This window comes from Georgfuchsia toluolica, from assembly GCF_907163265.1.
Classification (GTDB): domain Bacteria; phylum Pseudomonadota; class Gammaproteobacteria; order Burkholderiales; family Rhodocyclaceae; genus Georgfuchsia; species Georgfuchsia toluolica.
In genome coordinates, this window is sequence record NZ_CAJQUM010000001.1 from 1,779,675 (window position 1) to 1,797,925 (window position 18,251).

General features: G+C 57.6%; 18 protein-coding genes. 1 reads left to right on the forward strand and 17 read right to left on the reverse strand.

What is annotated here, in order from left to right; all coding sequences use genetic code 11:
* Positions 1 to 103: 103 nt before the first annotated feature.
* The 17 genes from K5E80_RS08380 to K5E80_RS08460 all read right to left on the reverse strand — a co-directional run bounded on the left by K5E80_RS08380 (position 104) and on the right by K5E80_RS08460 (position 16,054).
* Positions 104 to 2,203 carry a phage terminase large subunit family protein gene (locus tag K5E80_RS08380; RefSeq protein ID WP_220635724.1) on the reverse strand — a complete coding sequence of 700 codons (2,100 nt, stop codon included), beginning with the start codon at positions 2,201 to 2,203 and terminating at the stop codon, positions 104 to 106.
* Positions 2,187 to 2,666 (reverse strand): terminase small subunit, encoded by a 480-nt coding sequence (locus tag K5E80_RS08385; RefSeq protein ID WP_220635725.1) that lies wholly within the window; start codon positions 2,664 to 2,666, stop codon positions 2,187 to 2,189. The genes K5E80_RS08380 and K5E80_RS08385 overlap by 17 nt, the downstream gene beginning before the upstream one ends.
* Positions 2,667 to 2,757: 91 nt before the next feature.
* Complete coding sequence (locus K5E80_RS08390; protein ID WP_220635726.1) at positions 2,758 to 3,531, reverse strand: hypothetical protein; 774 nt, start codon at positions 3,529 to 3,531, stop codon at positions 2,758 to 2,760.
* An 11-nt stretch (positions 3,532 to 3,542) separates the two neighbouring features.
* Complete coding sequence (locus K5E80_RS08395) at positions 3,543 to 3,962, reverse strand: hypothetical protein (protein ID WP_220635727.1); 420 nt, start codon at positions 3,960 to 3,962, stop codon at positions 3,543 to 3,545.
* Between the two features lie 287 nt (positions 3,963 to 4,249).
* Positions 4,250 to 5,815, reverse strand: a complete 1,566-nt coding sequence (locus K5E80_RS08400) for a virulence-associated E family protein (protein ID WP_220635728.1) — start codon at positions 5,813 to 5,815, stop codon at positions 4,250 to 4,252.
* Entirely contained in the window at positions 5,812 to 6,660 is an 849-nt protein-coding gene (locus tag K5E80_RS17185) for a CHC2 zinc finger domain-containing protein (RefSeq protein ID WP_220635729.1), read from the reverse strand. The genes K5E80_RS08400 and K5E80_RS17185 overlap by 4 nt, the downstream gene beginning before the upstream one ends.
* A gap of 59 nt (positions 6,661 to 6,719) precedes the next feature.
* Positions 6,720 to 8,612 carry a phage tail tape measure C-terminal domain-containing protein gene (locus K5E80_RS08410; RefSeq protein ID WP_220635730.1) on the reverse strand — a complete coding sequence of 631 codons (1,893 nt, stop codon included), beginning with the start codon at positions 8,610 to 8,612 and terminating at the stop codon, positions 6,720 to 6,722.
* Positions 8,613 to 8,678: 66 nt separating this feature from the next.
* A complete protein-coding gene (locus K5E80_RS08415; protein ID WP_220635731.1) occupies positions 8,679 to 9,026 on the reverse strand; it encodes a hypothetical protein in 348 nt (115 codons plus the stop codon).
* 218 nt (positions 9,027 to 9,244) lie between these two features.
* Complete coding sequence (locus K5E80_RS08420) at positions 9,245 to 9,868, reverse strand: hypothetical protein (protein WP_220635732.1); 624 nt, start codon at positions 9,866 to 9,868, stop codon at positions 9,245 to 9,247.
* A 203-nt stretch (positions 9,869 to 10,071) separates the two neighbouring features.
* Positions 10,072 to 10,302: a helix-turn-helix transcriptional regulator gene (locus tag K5E80_RS08425; RefSeq protein WP_220635733.1), complete on the reverse strand. Its 231-nt coding sequence runs from the start codon at positions 10,300 to 10,302 to the stop codon at positions 10,072 to 10,074.
* Between the two features lie 108 nt (positions 10,303 to 10,410).
* Entirely contained in the window at positions 10,411 to 11,415 is a 1,005-nt protein-coding gene (locus K5E80_RS08430) for a transcriptional regulator domain-containing protein (protein WP_220635734.1), read from the reverse strand.
* 11 nt (positions 11,416 to 11,426) lie between these two features.
* Positions 11,427 to 12,197, reverse strand: a complete 771-nt coding sequence (locus tag K5E80_RS08435) for a JAB domain-containing protein (protein WP_220635735.1) — start codon at positions 12,195 to 12,197, stop codon at positions 11,427 to 11,429.
* Positions 12,198 to 12,300: 103 nt separating this feature from the next.
* Positions 12,301 to 12,600, reverse strand: coding sequence for a HigA family addiction module antitoxin (locus tag K5E80_RS08440; protein WP_220635736.1), 300 nt, complete (start codon positions 12,598 to 12,600; stop codon positions 12,301 to 12,303).
* 11 nt (positions 12,601 to 12,611) lie between these two features.
* A complete protein-coding gene (locus tag K5E80_RS08445; RefSeq protein ID WP_220635737.1) occupies positions 12,612 to 12,890 on the reverse strand; it encodes a type II toxin-antitoxin system RelE/ParE family toxin in 279 nt (92 codons plus the stop codon).
* A 459-nt stretch (positions 12,891 to 13,349) separates the two neighbouring features.
* On the reverse strand, positions 13,350 to 14,624 hold the full coding sequence (locus K5E80_RS08450) for a tyrosine-type recombinase/integrase (protein WP_220635738.1): 1,275 nt from the start codon (positions 14,622 to 14,624) through the stop codon (positions 13,350 to 13,352).
* Between the two features lie 147 nt (positions 14,625 to 14,771).
* Positions 14,772 to 15,302, reverse strand: a complete 531-nt coding sequence (gene def / locus K5E80_RS08455; RefSeq protein WP_220635739.1) for a peptide deformylase — start codon at positions 15,300 to 15,302, stop codon at positions 14,772 to 14,774.
* On the reverse strand, positions 15,299 to 16,054 hold the full coding sequence (locus K5E80_RS08460; protein WP_220635740.1) for an S-methyl-5'-thioinosine phosphorylase: 756 nt from the start codon (positions 16,052 to 16,054) through the stop codon (positions 15,299 to 15,301). Before K5E80_RS08460 ends, def begins: the two co-directional genes overlap by 4 nt.
* A gap of 280 nt (positions 16,055 to 16,334) precedes the next feature.
* Between K5E80_RS08460 and typA the strand changes: the two genes are divergently transcribed.
* Positions 16,335 to 18,155: a translational GTPase TypA gene (typA, locus tag K5E80_RS08465; protein WP_220635741.1), complete on the forward strand. Its 1,821-nt coding sequence runs from the start codon at positions 16,335 to 16,337 to the stop codon at positions 18,153 to 18,155.
* The last annotated feature ends 96 nt before the right edge of the window (positions 18,156 to 18,251 follow it).

Genomic DNA, 18,251 nt, shown 5'->3' on the forward strand with positions numbered 1-18,251 from the left:
AAGTCGTGCTCGATATCGCACAATAATCCCGGGCTGATTGCGCCAGGTGCGGCCGCCTGGATTCTCGAGATCAACTCGCTGACAATGTCTCTCTCTTTACTCATCACCGTAAGAAGCGCTTACAGCGACTGAGGTCGATTGCGGTAGTCAAAGGAGTGATGATTTGCTTTGGGATCGGAGGTGTAGGCATCTGCACTGCTGCTCCTTTCTCCATTTCCTCACTATCAACATGCTGCGGACTGCTGGAAGGCGCCTGTTCTTCAGCAGGTTCAAATAAACCGTGCTGGATAACGCGCGTTTCCAGTTGATCCCACCAAGGCCCTTTGTGCAGGTTTAGACGTAGTGCATGGATCAGCCATAACGCATACACGGTGCAATCCAGCACTTCATTGCGCCGATCGGTCCGCTTTTTCCATTGACGGCGCCGTGGATTGTTTCGCATCGGGATTTTGATTTCGCTCAGCAGCTGCTCGTAGAAATCCGCGCGCACAGACTGATACCAATGCATGCGCTGCGGCCCATCACCTATGAGTCGAACGCGGCCGCCTTCCTGCGCCCAGCCGAGTATGCTGTCCTTGGCTTTCGCGGTGCCGACGATATGGACATGTACGCCATGTTTCGAGGCCTTCTTGCCGCCCTGGTGCGGATCCAATGAATTGGTTTGCGGGGCTCGCCATATCTCAATCTTTCCCTCGCTATCGGATGCGCCTTTGATGGCATAGACAGGCCTGCCAGGTCGATTGTGCTTGCGTACGAAGTCATAGACGGCCGCCGATGTTTGTCCATCGGATGAGTCAAGCGCCACGGCGGCGATGGCAAGGCGAGCCCCGCTGGCGTGGCGCACGGTCTTTTCCAGTAATTGCTCAAGATCGATCCAGGCGCCGGCGAAGGGAATGATGGTTTGTCCATGAAGTTCCCCCCAAAACGCCAACCACATTTCCTCACGGCGGCCGATTACCCAGCAGTTAACTGCCAGCCGATCATGCTGTACGTCGACGGTGACTACCGGCACCAGACCGCCGGCCGGCACTGACCATTCCGCATAGGCTTCCGCACGATCGCGCAGCTCATCCTCTTCAGGCAGCTCGCCGCGGTATTCCCAGGGAAGGCCTAGCGTGGAATTCCAGAAGGCGATCATTTCGGAGTTGTCGCCCTCATCCTGCTTGTGTTTTGCCTCGATGTATTTGCGCGCGAGGATCGGCAGACGCGAGCCCTCGAAGGTGGATATCAGCTCGTTGGCGATAAAGCCGACAGCGCCGGTTGCCGGCGCCGTAGCCTCGAAGTGACCGCGCCGAATGGCGCCATGTCGCTCTTCTTCAGTCCATGGCACGCCGCAAGCGGGGCAGACATAGTAAGCAGCCTCCCAGCGCGCGTGCCCGTAGGTCTCGCGCAATGGCCGCGTGGCATCCTCGGGGATGATGACGTTCGCCCAGGCCGGAATATGTTCGTCGCCGCAATGCGGACAGGGCATATGGAATTTGCGCTGATCGCTCGCGAGGATTTCAGCCTCGATGCTGCTGGCGTTCTTTGCTGTTGGCGTACCGCCGATCAGAATCAGGTGGTCGGGGTAGGCCTTGGCCCGTTCTTCGGACAGCTTGATGGCATCGCCCTGGCCACGCACGTTACTGCAGGCATCATCCGGCTCCTCGACGATGACAATGCGTGCGCTGGTGCTCTTCACGTCGCTGGGGCTATTGCTGCCGACCAGCTTGATGAGTCCGCCGGGATAGTGTTTCCTGCTTTGACTATTGCCGGCGGCGCGGCTCTTGAGCGCTATGAGACTGGCCAGGGGCGTAGTAGCACGGATCATCGGATCGAGCTTTTCGGCAGCAAAATCCTTCGCCGATTTCTCGCGTGGGAATACGGCGAGCTGAACGCTGGGCCGCTGGTGCACGTAATATCCCATGACGTTGCAGACAACGCCAACCGTGTAGCCAAGCTGCGCTGATTTTTGTACCACTACCTTGCGCACCTGAGGATCAGAGCAGGCCTGTAGTATCTCGCGCAGCGCCGGCGTATGGTCGAGCGAGTAATCTCCCGGCAATGCCGATTCCTCGGGTGATAGCTTGCGATACCGCTCCGCCCATTCGTCGATCGTCAGCCGGGGCGGCGGCGCGAATTCACCCCACATTTGCGCCATGAACGAATCAATGGCCTCTGCAGTCCAGCCGGTGGCCAGCGGCATCTCATGCGGCGCGTTCATCGCTGCATCCCTCTTCAGTCGATCGCCGCCAATGCGATAGCTTTTCCAGGACTTCGTCAAACAGCGCGCGCAGCAGGTTTTCGCGTTCGCCCCGATCCTTGCCTTCCATCAAGGTAGCGAGACGCGCTGGTTCGTTGCGAATCCGTTCGCGTGCCGTCACGATCGCCGAGCGCATTGCCGGTTCGACTGCAGCCGCGGGAATCAATTGGCCGCGCTGCGTCGCAAGATCCATTTCGAGGGCATCGCCCTGCAAGCGTAGCAATCTATCCTTCGGGCTTTCGGCCTGTACCTTGCGTACTTCGCGGTCGACCAGCCAGCGAATGCAGTCCGCGCTCTCATATTCAGATGGCACACCAGGTCCGCCCTGCACCGAAATCGGCAAGCCTGTCTCTTGCCATTCGATGATGGTCTTCGGTACAACGCCAAACATCGAGGAAAGATCAGACTGGCCAACGATGCGCATGGTTACTAACCCCTAAGACATTGATAAAACTGGATAAAAAACGGGGTGCGAACTACCCGCATTGGGGAAGGTGCTGGAAGGACCCGTGACTTCATCTGGCCGTCCTCATGGCTTCGTCCAACTGGCGCGGGAACTGTGCATCGAATTCGGCGCGAGCAGACTTCTCTGCCAGTCCATAGAAATCGAGCCGGCGCCGGTACTGAGGAATCCGAACAAAGATCATCACGGGCTTTACCGCAGTGCCCCACGCGCTGAAGTTGAAGCGCTGATAGATCCCAGGTAGTAGCTTTCCCTGCCGCTGCTTCAGTACAAAGTATGCGAATCCAGGTGCAGCACCGCGCTTGCTGCCGCGCATCAGTCGGTTGCGGCCCTTCTGATTGATGTTCGCTTTGTAACCTTGTTCGCCGAAGGATTGAAACCACGCCATGATCTGTACGATCTGGCCGCTGCTCATGTTGCCGTACTGATCCATCTTCGCCGCCGCACCAGGCACAGCCGCCATGCCAGCGGGCAGGATGCCAGCACGCTGCAATGCCACTTCGTACCTCTTCAATCGCCGCCCCCCTCCATGGATCTCGGCATTCAATACCTGCGACACTGTAACGCCCTGCTTATTGCCCCAGAAGTCAAAGTCGACACTGGCCTCCAATCGATCTCGCGTCGCCTTGACGTAGCGCACTGAGCGCAGCACCCAGGGCGTCGGGCGATCAAACACGCGCGCAATCTCTTTCGCGGTATCCTGCGACGCCTTGTATGCAGCGGCGTTGAGCGAGCGCATCGTGGCATAGCGCACCTGCTTGGCCTTGCCTTCGATCTCTGCTCTGAGTCTCATCAACCCGCTGGTATCAACTTTGATTTTCAGCATGGCTTTAACTCTCAGTGTAAGCGATCAGATGCTGCAGGCAGATTGACAAGATCATATTTATCTGCCTCGATGCCTACCCGCTTCAGCATCACAACCAAATTAAGTTTCCACTTGGTTGTCAGCAGCGGCGCCAACTCTCCCAGCACTTGCCGAATACTCTGATCGTCTTTTAGATGGGGTATGCGATCCAGCAATTCCTTTGCCCTCTCAATCCGCTTCAGCTCCATTGGCCAAGCAGCAACGAAGGCATCAAAGCTTTTTTCCACATCAGCATAGGCCGCTCGGGTATCACCCTGGACTGAATCGATCGCGGTCACTATTTGGCGGCAGATGCTGCGCAGTGAATCCGAAAAATCTTCGTTATCCGCGTGGCCGCACATCTCACGACGTATGCGTGGGAGGTCATTGGCAGTGATTGGGCCTTGGCTCATACTATTTCCCTTCGTAAAGCGGATATGTCCTACCGAATAACAGGTTGGACGAAAGGTAGGACGGCGGAAACCCGCACCAATCCTTATTCTGTCTAACCTCCCTACCTTGTCTAAGGTAAAGGCATACGCGCGCGAGCGCGCGTGTGCGTGTGCGTGTGCGCCTGCGTGTGCGCATGGGAGAAGGTAGGACGAGGTTAGGAGGTTGGACAGATTCCCTATCCATGCGGGTTTGCTCCGTCCGACCTTTTCCGGTTCGTCCTACCTGAGGTAGGACGTCCGATCCCTGGTCAGCACGGAGCATTGCCGCTTCCCTTTTCAATAACATCCGGCGCCGGCGAATTCCAGCCCGGCGGTTGCACATAAAAATAATCACGATCGCCGCTGGTAGCGCGTTTCTTGATCCAGCCGAGGCGTTTCATGGCAATGCCGACACGCGTACTCATCTGCCGGGTCGAATCGATCTTGCCGGCCTCGATCTTGAGGCAGTCGGTCAATATCTCTGTGGCCGCCACACGCGGCGATGTCCGGCTGCGCAACCAGCGCGTAATAATCGATTGCCATGGATCCACGATCTCTCGATCGGCCTGCTCAGGCTCGAACAAGCGCTGCTGTTCATCGCGTGAGGGATGCCAGCGCTCCCCCTGCTTATAGAGGAATACCGCCTCGGCAAACAGTTGATCGCGCGCGGCGGCGAGCCCATCGAGGTTGATCGAATCGACCTCTTCAACACGCCAAGGCCAATATCGTGTATTCCCGGTGGAATCTTTGAAATATTCCGGCTGGTTTGTTGTGCCGACAAACACTGTCTGCCGAGGCCAATCGCGCGGAGATGGCTCATAAGGCGCCCGGAAACGATCCACCTGGCTACTGACAAACGCCTTCATGCGTGTTGATTCGGTGCGATTGAAGGCATCCAGCTCGCCGATTTCATGCAACCAGCACCCTTGAATAAGCTGATAGGCGTCCTTGTTGTGGAGGTCCAGCACCGTATCACCGAACCATGCACCGCCGAGGATGCGCAGTGCAGACGATTTGCCCTTGAACTGATCACCTTCCAGAATCGGCATGAACCGCATCTGGCAACCAGGTTTATAAATGCGGGCAACCATGCCGGTAAGAAACATCCGACCGGCCAGCATGGCGTATTCCGTTTTTTTTACACCCAGGTAATCGGTCAGCCATTCGGAAACGCGAGACTCGCGATCCCACACCAGCGAATCAAGATAATCGCGCGGCGGGTGATATCGAGATTCAGTGGCCGCCCAGGCTGCCGCCGCATTCAGATTTTCCCGGCTGCGAATCAATAAATGTTCCTGCTGCGCCAGCCATAACCCGAGACGCAGATCATCCTCGGGCGCCCACTCGGTACCAGATATGAAGCTTGAAGCAGGATCCCACGGCGCCGGTTTGCGCTTCACTATGCGCCTGGCGAAATCGTCCAGCCATAGCACCCCGCACCAGGCAGGATGGTGGCGCAGGATCAGATAAATATTCTCGCGGCAATCGATCAGCCGATCATCTTTGCGCAGTAACTGACGCCGCCAATCCTCATTGCCGGCGCCAGCCAACTCAGGGGTAAGGTTGCCGGCCGCCGCTTGCGCGGCAAGCACAGGCAGTCGCATATTGCCGATGAAGGCACGCAGCGCAGCGGCATCCATGCCTTCGGCAAGCGCATCCGCCACGTCCCATCCATCGGGCTTTTCGCCAGGCGGCGGAACATTCACGATACGCACCTTGCCACCAAGGCGCAGGATCTCGCCGGCGGCTTGTTCCATGGCCACGATGCCGGGTTGCTTTGTCTCGGGCAGAATGGGCTTTTCTGCCTGCGCTGCCGCCTGCGTTTCTATACTCACAAGGCGGACCTTTCAGCCTTGGTGGGGGGCTCGCGCTTGGCATCGGCATCGGGCCAGCAGATCACCTTGCGCCCGGCCAATGGCCGCCAATCAACTTTCTTTACTGCCTTGCAACCGCCCGGCCAAGTCAGCACCGCATATTCGGGCAGGACTTCGGCGGCGGCATCGGCGCATTTTTCGCCCTCGACCAGCAACACGGTCGCATCGGGCTTTGCCGCGAGACGATCGAGGCCATAAAGCGGCCTCGGTTCGGGAAACGCCATCCAGCGCCATTCATGCGCGCCGGTCTGATCGTGGCGCGCATACACCAGCGGCAATGTTTCCTTGCCGCCACTCGATGTTTTGAACCGATAAACATAACCCAGCGCCTGACAAGCAGCATTGCGATAGCACCAGACCCGTTCGGGCAAGCCGCGCTTGATATGCGCCCTGGGAGGCTCGCCGGCGGCCTCGGGTACGGGCAGGATGGGTTTCCAGGGACACCCATCACGGTTGCCCTCGCTATCGCCCGCCGGACGTCGTGCGGCTCGTTCTTGACGGGTTTGAGGCGCTGGAAACTTGTTGTCCCCCAACGCCGCAACGGCATCATGGAAGGTCAGACCCAAATGGGCGCGCAGAAAGTCAATTGCATCGCCATGCGCACCACACCCGAAACAGTGATAGAAGCCCTTGGCAGGCGTTACCTTGAACGATGGTGTTACCTCGGTATGGAACGGGCAGCAAGCCTCATATTCGGGACCGCTCTTCTTGAGTTGGACATACTGGCCAATGACGTCGATGATATTGATCCTGGCCAGCAATTCCGCTGTATCAATTTTTTGAGGGCCTGGCGATTTTTTCGTCATTGCCTGTTCGTATCGTCAATGACGGTGCGCCGGGTTTCGAAGAGGATCATGGCGCGGCCTCAAGTATTGCGCGCCAGGGCGCGCCGTACCGCCATGCCGGCGACGGCGGCGATTTGCTGTTGAGTACGCATATCTGCCGCTCCGGTGATATAAAAGTTGTTGGTGATGCCGCCGATGCCGCTGCTGTTCTGCGCCGCCGGCACGATGCGCTCGCCGCGGTGGATCTTCGCCACCATGTCGCGCGGCACGTAGTCGGTACCGACCGCGAAACTCGGCAGCCAGTCGGCCGTCGGCATGTTCATGACCGAGGCCAGGCTACCGATGCCGCCGCTCTCGCCGCCAAACAGCGAATTCGCCAGCGGCTTGATGATGGCCTGGCGCAGGGCGATGCGGATCAGATCGGCCTCGATCTGATCGAACAGGCTTTTCAGATCGAGCTTGCCGGTCTGGACGAATTTGACCACGGCATCCTCGGCGCCGGAAAAGGCGCTGGTGAAGGCGCGCTCGGAGAGGGCGGCGACGTTCTGCAGCGAATCGGCATAAGACTGTATGGCCCTGTTGGCGCCGTATTCCCAGGAAGCACTGAGCTTGTCCTGCTGGGCAGCCAACAGGTGCACGGTTTCCGCCTGCTGAACCTCCTGCGCCGTGATTTTGCCCAGCGTTTCGTTATAGATAGTGGCGGACAGATGGCCCTGGGCGAACAGGGTATTGACTTGCTCGCGCGCCCGGTCAGCCTGCTCGCTAACCTTGGCCAGCGAATCGAGCGTCTGCCGCAACGATTCCGGCATCACCATTTGCGCGCGCAGGGCGGAATCGTTTTCGCGCCCAAAACCCTTGCCCAGATCGGTGACGATGCGCGCGGCGGCGGTCTGCGCGCGCGCCTGCTGTTCCAGTTTGCGCTGCTCCTCCTCAATCCAGCGCTGCATCTTGCTGTCCATCCAGTCGCCGAGGCTGTCGCTGGCGGCGCCTGGCGTCTTTCCCAGCAATATGGCGGCGGCGTTGGCTTGGGGTGGGGGAATGGTCGGCTTGAGCCCGCTGATTTTCTTAATTCCGGTATCCCGCGCCGGAAAATCATTCAATCGATTATCGTATGCTAATTGATTTGCTACATGTTCATCTATGGTTTTAGCGAAGGAATCCGGCGTGACCATTTTGAGCATGTTGGCGCCGAGGGCGATGTTCATGTCCTTGAAAATGCGCCACGCCGTTTCCAATTGATCGCCGCGCTTGGCGGCTTTATCCATCGCCTCGCCGATACGGTTAAAAGCATCGACGTACGGCGTCGCCACGTCGATGGCAACGCTTTCGCCATAGATCTTGAGCTTAGCCAGCGAGTCATTGAACTGGTCCGCCTTGGGTTGCAGTTCGGCGTATTTCTCGGCTAGCTCCGCACTTTGATCTAGCATCGCCTGCATCGCCTTGCTGCCGCCATTCATCAACGGGATCAGCTCGGCGCCAGATTTGCCCATCAATTGGAGCGCCAGCGCTACCTTCTTCGGATCGTTGTCGTCGAGGCTTTTGAAGACATCGGACAGTTGCAGGAAAGCGGTTTTCGCATCCTTGGTGCTGATGCCGGCGGCCTTGAACTTGTCCTCGTTCTCAACCAGGTTCTTCGACAATTTCTGGATGCCCTTGGCCACCGCTTCCAGGCTGGTTCCCGATTGTTCCGCCGCCAGTTTGAACTGCGCCAGGGTGCCGACGGAGACGCCGGTGCTCTTCGACAAATCGCCCAGATGATCGGCGAAATCGATCGTGCTCTTGATGATGGCGGTGAAGGAGGCGCCGCCCAGCGCGGCGGCCAGCGCGCCGCCGAGCATCGGTAGGCGGCCGGCGATGGTGTTGAGAACGGAAAAACTGTTTTCGAGATTCTTGACACCAGTCGCGACCGAACGGAATGCCGCCGCAGTGTTGTCCACGGCTGAAATAATAAATCTGCTATTTTGATCAGCCATTATGACGCTCCCATTATCTTGCAAAATTCTTCAAATAAAATTTCTAGTCGCTTTATTTGAGAGTAGTCACGCGGCACCCCTAATTAATCCAGGAGCCTTCGGCAACATACGCACATTCCCCGCCTCAATGGCTCGGCGATAAGCCGCGTAGTAGGTGACAGTACCGAATTCGGCGCGGATTGCGGGATCGGTTTTCCAGCGGTCAATGATGTCCGCTGCCAGCAGTTGCTGCGGGGTTGCGACCGCGTGAGCAACTTGAACCTGCGTCCCCGATGAAGAGGAGAGGATAGCCGTACTCACCGGTAACGTTTGCGGAGCGATCTCAGCGACGTTCATGCGTGCTCTATACGCGGGTGACATGTGAACATTTTCTGGCCCGCAGCGTTCAAGAAAAGGATTTTTTGGCTTGTTCATGAGATTCCCCTAAGAAAACATTAAAGGTGGCAGCTCGCAACCGTCGCCGGCGTCCATTGCTGCCGTGCCCTTGTTCCCTAAACTGCCGCGCAGCTGACTAGGCAACGTAAGCATGGTGCGTCTTCATGTACCATGAAAGCCAGCCGCGACGAATTAGAAACGACTGGCACCCCACCGAACTATGAAGACGCTGCCTCGTCCGGCGTGGCGTACAGCTTTCAATCTGCCAAAGCTTCCAATCGAGCACGCTGTTTTTCGCTCGGCTTGAAACCTATTTGTGACCCGTAATGATTGAGCAGTATCTTCAGGTACTGCCCTACGCTGGCGCAGGCGCCGACGCGGCCGCCAACATGGCGCCAGTAGGAGAATTCGGTCTTGCAAATTCGTGCCCCCAGCTCGTCAGCCTCTGCTACTAGGGCGCACTCAGCTTTTGACAACTCAGCGAGCGTGAGCAGTTGATCGAGTACGCCACTGAATCGTTCGCGCTGCAGCTCTTCGACATTCGATAGATATTGTTCATCGAGAACTTTGTCGCGAGCAGCGATCGTCTCTTCGATCTTCTCAATACCGAGCCGTAACGCTTCCTCAATTTTTTCCAGTTGCCTCAGCTCGGCCATTAAGCCGCTGGTATCCTCGCGCGGCTCGATATCGAAATTTCCGGTAGCGATCGCGGCGGCCATCGCCTCGGGCTTGATACTGGCCGCATCAATACGGTCCTTGAGGTCCGCTATCTTTTCCCGCACGGAAGAAAGCTTTACGATAGCGGTGGCCTGGTTTTTCAGGTGCAGAGCGCGCTCACTATCTTTCAAGCGCAAATCTGATCTGGATACAATGGATGGCATTGTGATTTCCTTTCAGGGTTTGGTTGTGGTGGTGTTTGCTTTCGCCCGGTGTTGGGTGCTGCGCAAAATCTTTTTTGCGGCCCAGCGCCGCTGCGCGCGATTACCTATAGCGATGATGTCTTCGAGCGCTATAGGACGTGCATTTGCGCGAATGTTGTCGCCCATTCCATTCATGCCGCGCGGCGTGTTACGGAAGTGGCCCATTACCGGCCCTGCCCGTTCAGAAAGCGGCGCAGATCACCGACACGGAAGGCGGTAACACCAGGGGAGAGGCGACAGGGCGCCGGCAGGGTGCCATCCGCCACACGGCGATGCACTGTGGCGCGCGACCAAGATGTCAGCCCTTGAACTACAGGCGTGCGAACAAATGCGCTATCGGGGAGGTCGTTGAAATGACGCAGGGCGTCGGGAAATGAGTCGCGTTTGGTTTGCATGGCCGCTCCTTGAAACATCATGAGCAGAAGCATGCCTATTCGTTACGCAACAGTCACCGTAGGGATTTACCGGGGGGGTATTCGCCTACGACCTGTTTAAGCAGTGATCTATGTGTTTTTCTTCTTATTCATGTTTTTCTTGCTTTGCGGCAGGGAAGACCACCTTACTAATTCGCGCCAGCCTTCATCAATAATGCGCCAAGTAATTCGCTGCATTGCCTCCTTGATTTTTTGCTCCTTGGCTGCGTGCCACATGGCCTTGCAATTCTCGTCAGGATAAGGTGATTTATTTGGCACGCCCCACAACGATGCAATGATTTCACCCCCTGAAGCCCCAGACCATTTTGCATCCAAAATCCGCAAATCGTCCAATAGCGTGCTTCTACCTCTCCCGTTTGGGCGAGTAACACGTTTCATCGGATCGAAAGTGGGTAACCCCCTGTCATTCTCTCCACACTCCAGGCGCTTTTTCTCCTCCTTGAGAATTTCGCGAAGTAAATCAATCTGATCATTAATGTCGTTGCGCAAATCGAAAGCCCATGTCCGGACATACGCATCGTATTCCCTCGGCCACCACGCATGAAGCAATCGCCCCTCGTGATCCTCGAAACCTTGCTTAAAGCCACTTATGACAATTAGCTCTTCACAGAAAGGGATAGAGTAGGGTGGCATTTCCCTGCTTACATCGCCCGCCGTATCCCAATCAGGGGGATCGCACTCGGCAGGATCTTGAGGATCAAGCATCCCCCATTTACGGCAGATGTAGTTACGTAGCGTTTCTGCCGATTCTCCTGTCCTTGATTCGTACTCACTTACTGTTTCATCGGCGTTGATAGCTGGTGGATCGCCATGACAGAATGCCATCGGCAACAAATCACAGGCTGATCCGTGGATTTTGGCCGACAATACCGATTTACCGTCTTCAGCGATTACCGTATCAGGCAGTCGCGCCCAACGCACATACTCTGCTTGGTACTCAGGATTCCGGCGCAGGCATTCCCATGCCCATGCCTCCAAATCGTCCCCGTGATTTTTGTATTCGGTTTTGTCTTCCCAATTCGGCAACCAATCTGGACGGGGGTAGTCTTGGGGGAATTGCTTGCTTTTCGCCATGAGATTACCCCTCAAACGATTCTGGCCAGTTGCCGACATTCTTCCACCATCATCAGGCAGCCCCAAAGATAGTTGTCCTGTCTTACATCGCTAATGAGGGTAAATGCTTGAAGCCCTTCACCAGTAACCATCGTCAGCATGGATTCAAGCTGCGCAAGACGCGCGGTCAACTGATCTTTTGCCGCGCCGGGCTTACTTGTGACCACTTTGTAGAGCCCGTTCGCTGCTGCAAATTCGTCATCTTCGAGCTTTACGCTTTGTTCCGTCTGTGCCTGAACCGAGGGCGACACATCCAGTTTGGTATCGAGCATGCCATGCGCGGCGAAAGACAGGACTTCTTTCCGGGCCACGATGAAATGATCGGCGACCTTGATATCGACCAGGGCGAGGGCTGCCTTGACGCCATGCGTCAACGACATGTCGGCGCTAGAGGCTTCCGCTACACCGCTGGGATGGTTGTGCACCAGAATAGCTGCCGCCGCATTACGCAGTAATCCCTGCTTGACGATTTCACGCGGAAACACGCTCGTTTGTGTGAGCGTGCCACGGAAAAGCTCGTCGTATTCGATAAGCCGATTTTGGTTATCCATCCAGAGGACCCCAAAGATCTCGTGTTCCAGATCCACCAGCCGCAATCGAAGATAGTCACTTACAGCGGCAGGACTGCCAAGCAGCGTGCCCGGTTCGCGCAATCGGGCGTCGAGCGTTGTCAGTGCCTTGCCTATCAATGCATCGCCTTGGCGGCGGCGGCTTGTCGTAACGGTAGAATCCTTGGTAGCCATGCTGAACCTCCTTGTCAGGTGCTTCGTGGTCAGGCGGGCTTGGAGTTGCTGCTCCTTGCCCGCCGCTTTCCCGGCGAAAACCCGCGCCGGGTTTGGGTGAAATCTATGCGGCGATCTTCAACGGCTCGATCTTCGCCACCTGGCGCTTGAGTGCCTTCTCCGCTTGCCACAAATCGTAGGCGTTCTGCATGGTCAGCCACGATTCCGCACTGCCGCCAAGCGCGGCGGCAAGGCGCACGGCCATATCGGCGCTGATGCCGCTCTTGCTGTTGAGCACGCGCGAAAGCGTTACCCGCGTGACGCCGAGGCGATCGGCGAAGTCGGTGACGGTAATGCCGGTATCAGTGAATACGCCATCCCGCAAGACTTCGCCGGGGTGCGGTGGGTTGTACATTCTGGTCATGGTGCCCTCTGTCAGTGATAGTCCTGGTAATCAACCAGGATGGCGTCGCCATTATCGAAGGTGAAGATCAGGCGCCAATTGCCATTGACCCACACCGCCCAGTGATCCTTGAGATTGCCGGCCAGCGGATGGAGTTTCCAGCCCGGCAAATTCATGTCTTGGTGATTCTTCGATGCATCCAGCTTGGCAAGTTGCAAGCGCAATCGACCAGCATGCGGCGGCTGAATTCCCGCCTTGCTGCCTTGTTTGAAGAAGTCCTCAAGCCCCTTGTGTCGAAAAGTTTTGATCACGGTTTTAGTGTATTGCGTATATTTACATGTGTCAATGATTAGCCGACAACTCAAACCGGGGCACAACTATTACAGAATCGCGCAGGATATTTCATATCAATAATTTCGGGATCGGTTTCGGCGCCTTGCTCCTGAGATAGAACCAAGGCATGGTGCCATTCCCTCGTCTGAAAATCCTGCCCACAGCACGAACAAACCTCGATCGGTCGAACATCAGACCAATTTACTTTGCCTCCAGCCTGCACCAAATATCTACGCAATGCATCGTCCGCGTGCGATTGACAACAATAGTTGCCTAACACCGTTCCCAACCGAATTTCGACGGCAGGAATAGCTTGTGGTGCCCCCCATTGACAAGATTGAATTTCATCGAGAAAACAAAATCTGGTTTTGGACTCATCCATTGATGCCCCACAGTTATCGCAATTCATGGCAATCCTCTCTGTCGAGTAAATTCGCTCAGGCGACAGGGCCCTTGCGCAAACCAACGGGAATCACCTTCCCGCCGGACTTCCATTCGTCCAACAGATCCGCCCATTGCTGCATCATCTGGCGCCGCTCTTCGAGGTAATCGGCGCGGTTGTAGGCGCGGCGGATGGCATCGCGGTCTTCGTGATCGAGCTGCTTCTCGATGGCGTCATAGCGGTACCCCATCTGGTTCAGGTGCGTTGACGCCGTGGTACGGGTCGCATGGGGCGAGTACGGAAAATCCAGCCCAAGACGACCATGCACCTTGCCCAATGTGGAGGCGATCATGGATTGCCCTGATTTGTCACGATGCGGAAACAGGTAGCCAATGCCGCCGGTAAATGCATGCCACGTCCGCAGCCTTTCAACGGCCTGGCTCGGCAGGGGCACGATGTGCGCGGGAAGCTCGGGATTCTTGTTTTTCATACGGGCGCGGGGAATTGTCCAGGTCGCGGCATCCAGGTCAAATTCATTCCAATGGGCGGCGACGACTTCCCCCGGCCGCAGCATGGACCACCATAACAGCCGGAATGCCAGGACAGTCTTAGGGTCGCCGCGATAGGCATCTAGCCCGCGCAGGAAATCGCCGACCTGCTTGGGGCGTAGTGGCGTTTTGTGCGCAACTCTGATGGCGGGGGACAGTACCTCCCGTAACGATCCTGCAGGGTTGCTGTCGGCGCGGCCGGTGGCAATGGCGACATTGAAGACGCTGGCGACGTAGTGCCGCAGCCGTCGCGCCACATTCGGGCTGCCAACGTCACGAACGCGCGCGCCCCTACCCCGCTTCTTCTCGCTCTTGGCCGGTTTCTCGGCTTTGCGCAATACGTCGAGCACATGCATGGGCGTGATTTCGCGGATCGCCAGTGGCCCCAGATATGGCAGGACATGAAACTCGATCTGCGCCAGGCGGTTGCGCTTGGTCGTTTCAGCCCAGGTCCGCGAAGCGACCCATTCATCGAAGAGCGCCTCGAAGGTCTGTGCATGCTGGTGCGCTACGCGGATGCGTTCGAGCTTCTTTTCCTGGCTGGGGCTTTTTCCCTGCGCCAGCATCTTGCGCAGGGCAATCAAGGCTTCGCGGGCTTCGTCCCGACTCATCTCGGGATAGCGCCCGAGCGTATGCACGTTTTCCTTGCCGACAAAGCGGTACCGGTAACGCCATGACTTCGACTTGGCGCGAACATCCAGATAAAGCCCATCTCGGTCCGCCAAACGGTAGGGCTTGCCTTGCGGCTTTGCCGCCTCGATTTCGGTCTTGGTCAGTGACATGGTGGGCCTCAAAAAAACGTTACCCACATGAATGATTGGGTAACAAGCAACTTTACCCACTACGTTACACACATTTTTAGCGACTTGCAACCCCTGTTGCATGATGTCTCATGCGGTTGCATTTTGTATCTTTTTTGTTATTAATCATCATTCTATGGTGTTGTCGCCGTTCTGAAACAAGGCATCCTGAAACCCGAAGAGACGCATATCTTTCACGCGCATGGGATAGAGGATGCCGTCGAGATGATCGCATTCATGCTGCACCACGCGGGCATGAAAACCATCCACACTGCGGTCGATGGGCTTGCCGTGCTGGTCGAAGCCGGTATAGCGCAAGCGATGGTAGCGCGGCACCCAGCCGCGCAGCCCCGGTAATGACAGGCAGCCTTCCCAGCCCTCTTCCTCTTCAGTGGAAAGCGGCTCCAGCACCGGATTGAGTAATACGGTGAAAGGCACTGCGGGCGCGTCGGGATAGCGCTCGCTGGCCTCGAAGCCGAATATCACCAGGCGCAGATCGACGCCGATCTGCGGCGCGGCCAGCCCGACACCATCATGATGGCGCATGGTGTCCTGCATGTCGGCGACCAGCTCATTCAGTTCGGGCGTATTGAACTTCGCCACAGGCCGCGACACGCGCAGCAGCCTGGGATCGCCCATGCGCAAGACTTCCCGGATCATGCGGCGCAATACCCGTCTTGACAGAGCTTTTCGAGAATGGCGCGCACCCGCGCCAGGTTTTCCTGCAGCACCTGCTCGATACGGTCGAACTTGATGCTGTCGCGGCTGTCGGCCCGGCCCGCCGCCCAGTTGGCCACGACGCACACCGCCGCATAGGGTACTTCCAGTTCGCGTGCCAGAACGGCTTCCGGCATGCCGGTCATACCGACGATATCAGCGCCATCGCGCTCCAGCCGGTCGATTTCGGCCACGGTCTCCAGGCGCGGCCCCTGTGTCGCCGCATAGACGGCGCCATCGAATACCTGTTCGCCGCAACGCTGCGCCGATTGCAGCAAACCCGCACGCATCTTTTTGTCATAAGGATGCGTGAAGTCGACATGCACCACCTGGCTGTCGCCGCCTTCGAAGAAGGTATTGCCGCGACTATGGGTGTAGTCGATGATCTGGTGCGGCACGACCACGGCGCCCGGCGCCAGATCGGAGCGGATGGCGCCGACCGAGGCAACGGAAACGATCTGCGTCGCGCCGGCCACCTTGGCCAGGGCCCAGATGTTGGCGCGGTAGTTCACCAGGTGCGGCGGAATCGTGTGGCCATAACCGTGGCGCGCGATGAACACCACCTCATGGCCGCCAATGCGCCCAAAGATGAGCGCACCGGAAGTATCGCCATAAGGCGTACGCGCCACTTCGCGCCGGCTCACGTCGAGATTGGCCAGCTGGGTCAACCCGCTGCCGCCGATAATTGCAAGCATGCTTTCTCCTAATCCGGCCGAGCCGGAACCAAACGTGGGTAGCTTCGATGAAGGACTTTGATGCTTGGCCGGAAAAGCAACACCGACCCGACTCCTCCCGCCCTCCCCTTCGCGGAGGAGGCGACTGATCGGCTCGCTTCGCTCGAAATTCTTCACCAATTCTGCCGAGACCTCAGTGGTACCGACTATATCTGATACCCGGGGTCTTGCAGCCCCGTCGTGATAGAATGCGCGCCCTTTCGCTGCCGGTCCCGCAGCGCACCATTACAGGCTTTCCCTCATGTCTCGCTCTCTTCGCAACATCGCCATTATCGCCCACGTTGACCACGGCAAGACTACCCTTGTCGATCAACTGCTGCGGCAGTCCGGCACCTTCGCCGCCCATAAGGCCGTTACCGAACGGGTCATGGATTCCAACGATCTCGAAAAAGAACGCGGCATCACCATCCTGTCAAAGAACTGCGCCATCGACTACGAAGGCACCCACATCAACATCGTCGACACACCGGGACACGCCGACTTCGGTGGTGAGGTGGAGCGCGTATTGTCGATGGTCGATGGCGTGCTGCTGCTGGTCGATGCCGTCGAAGGTCCGATGCCGCAAACCCGCTTCGTTACGCGCAAGGCGCTGGCGCTGGGTTTGAAGCCGATTGTCGTGGTCAACAAGATCGACCGTCCCGGCGCCCGGCCCGACTGGGTCATCAGTCACACTTTGGACCTGTTCGACAAGCTCGGCGCCACGGAAGAACAACTCGATTTCCCCGTGGTTTTTGCCTCGGCGCTGAATGGCTTCGCCATGCTCGATGCAAGCAAACCCGGCACCGACATGCGCCCGCTCTATGAGGCCATCATCAAGCACACGCCGCAGCCCGACGTTGATGTGGAGCTGCCGCTGCAACTGCAAATCTGCTCCATCGATTACAACAGCTATGTCGGTCGCATCGGCATCGGCCGCATCAAGCAGGGCCGCATGAAGGCCGGGCAGGAAGTCGCCGTGATGTACGGGGACGAGGCCAAGGGCAAGTCAAAAATCGCCCAGATCATGATGTTCAAGGGTCTTGAGCGCGAACAGGCAACCGAAGCGGAAGCCGGCGATATCGTGCTGGTCACCGGCATCGAACAAGTGGGAATCGGCGTCACCATTTGCGACCCGGCCGCTCCCGTCGGCATGCCCCCGCTGGTGGTCGATGAGCCGACGCTGACCATGAACTTCCAGGTTAATACCTCGCCGCTGGCTGGCAAGGAAGGCAAATATGTCACCAGCCGCCAGATTCGCGAGCGCCTGCAAAAGGAACTGCAGTCCAACGTAGCCTTGCGCGTGGAAGACACCGAAGATTCCGACGTGTTCATCGTCTCCGGTCGTGGCGAACTGCATCTGACCATCCTTCTGGAAACCATGCGGCGCGAAGGTTACGAGCTGGCGGTATCGCGTCCACGCGTGCTGTACAAGGAAATCGACGGCGTGAAGTGCGAGCCCTACGAATTGCTCACCGTCGATATCGAGGATGAACATCAGGGCGGCGTCATGGAAGAACTGGGCCGGCGCCGTGGCGAACTGCTCAATATGGAATCGGATGGCAAGGGCCGCACCCGGCTCGAATACCGCATCCCGGCACGCGGCCTGATCGGCTTTCAGGGCGGCTTCCTCACGCTGACCCGCGGTACCGGCATGGCCAGCCATATATTCGACGACTACGGTCCGGTAGCCGGCGTCATGGCCGAACGCCGCAACGGCGTACTGATCTCCGCCGAAAGCGGCCCCGCTGTCGCTTATGCATTATGGAAATTGCAGGACCGCGGGCGCATGTTTGTCAGCCATAACGATCCGTTGTATGAAGGCATCATCATCGGCATCCACAGCCGCGAAAATGATCTTGTGGTCAATCCCATCAAGGGCAAGCAACTGACCAACGTGCGCTCATCCGGCACCGATGAAGCCGTGCGTCTGGTGCCACCGATAGTGATGACGCTCGAATCCGCCGTCGAATTCATCGCCGACGACGAACTGGTCGAGATCACGCCGAAATCGATCCGTCTGCGCAAGCGCTTCCTCAAGGAAATCGATCGCAAGCGGGCCAACCGCTCCGAACAGGCTGCATAAACCAAGAAAAAGCAGTTAGCCACAGAGGACACAGAGATCACAGAGAAAAGCCTTCAAAGCCAACTTCCCTACGCTCACCCGTTGGGTGAGTGGCGC

What these genes read in the sequence shown, in the direction of transcription:
- K5E80_RS08380 (WP_220635724.1), bottom strand. Translation starts at nt 2,203, where the DNA reads ATGAACGCGCCGCATGAGATGCCGCTGGCCACCGGCTGGACTGCAGAG.
- K5E80_RS08385 (WP_220635725.1), bottom strand. Translation starts at nt 2,666, where the DNA reads ATGCGCATCGTTGGCCAGTCTGATCTTTCCTCGATGTTTGGCGTTGTA.
- K5E80_RS08390 (WP_220635726.1), bottom strand. Translation starts at nt 3,531, where the DNA reads ATGCTGAAAATCAAAGTTGATACCAGCGGGTTGATGAGACTCAGAGCA.
- K5E80_RS08395 (WP_220635727.1), bottom strand. Translation starts at nt 3,962, where the DNA reads ATGAGCCAAGGCCCAATCACTGCCAATGACCTCCCACGCATACGTCGT.
- K5E80_RS17185 (WP_220635729.1), bottom strand. Translation starts at nt 6,660, where the DNA reads ATGACGAAAAAATCGCCAGGCCCTCAAAAAATTGATACAGCGGAATTG.
- K5E80_RS08410 (WP_220635730.1), bottom strand. Translation starts at nt 8,612, where the DNA reads ATGGCTGATCAAAATAGCAGATTTATTATTTCAGCCGTGGACAACACT.
- K5E80_RS08415 (WP_220635731.1), bottom strand. Translation starts at nt 9,026, where the DNA reads ATGAACAAGCCAAAAAATCCTTTTCTTGAACGCTGCGGGCCAGAAAAT.
- K5E80_RS08420 (WP_220635732.1), bottom strand. Translation starts at nt 9,868, where the DNA reads ATGCCATCCATTGTATCCAGATCAGATTTGCGCTTGAAAGATAGTGAG.
- K5E80_RS08425 (WP_220635733.1), bottom strand. Translation starts at nt 10,302, where the DNA reads ATGCAAACCAAACGCGACTCATTTCCCGACGCCCTGCGTCATTTCAAC.
- K5E80_RS08430 (WP_220635734.1), bottom strand. Translation starts at nt 11,415, where the DNA reads ATGGCGAAAAGCAAGCAATTCCCCCAAGACTACCCCCGTCCAGATTGG.
- K5E80_RS08435 (WP_220635735.1), bottom strand. Translation starts at nt 12,197, where the DNA reads ATGGCTACCAAGGATTCTACCGTTACGACAAGCCGCCGCCGCCAAGGC.
- K5E80_RS08440 (WP_220635736.1), bottom strand. Translation starts at nt 12,600, where the DNA reads ATGACCAGAATGTACAACCCACCGCACCCCGGCGAAGTCTTGCGGGAT.
- K5E80_RS08450 (WP_220635738.1), bottom strand. Translation starts at nt 14,624, where the DNA reads ATGTCACTGACCAAGACCGAAATCGAGGCGGCAAAGCCGCAAGGCAAG.
- def (WP_220635739.1), bottom strand. Translation starts at nt 15,302, where the DNA reads ATGATCCGGGAAGTCTTGCGCATGGGCGATCCCAGGCTGCTGCGCGTG.
- K5E80_RS08460 (WP_220635740.1), bottom strand. Translation starts at nt 16,054, where the DNA reads ATGCTTGCAATTATCGGCGGCAGCGGGTTGACCCAGCTGGCCAATCTC.
- typA (WP_220635741.1), top strand. Translation starts at nt 16,335, where the DNA reads ATGTCTCGCTCTCTTCGCAACATCGCCATTATCGCCCACGTTGACCAC.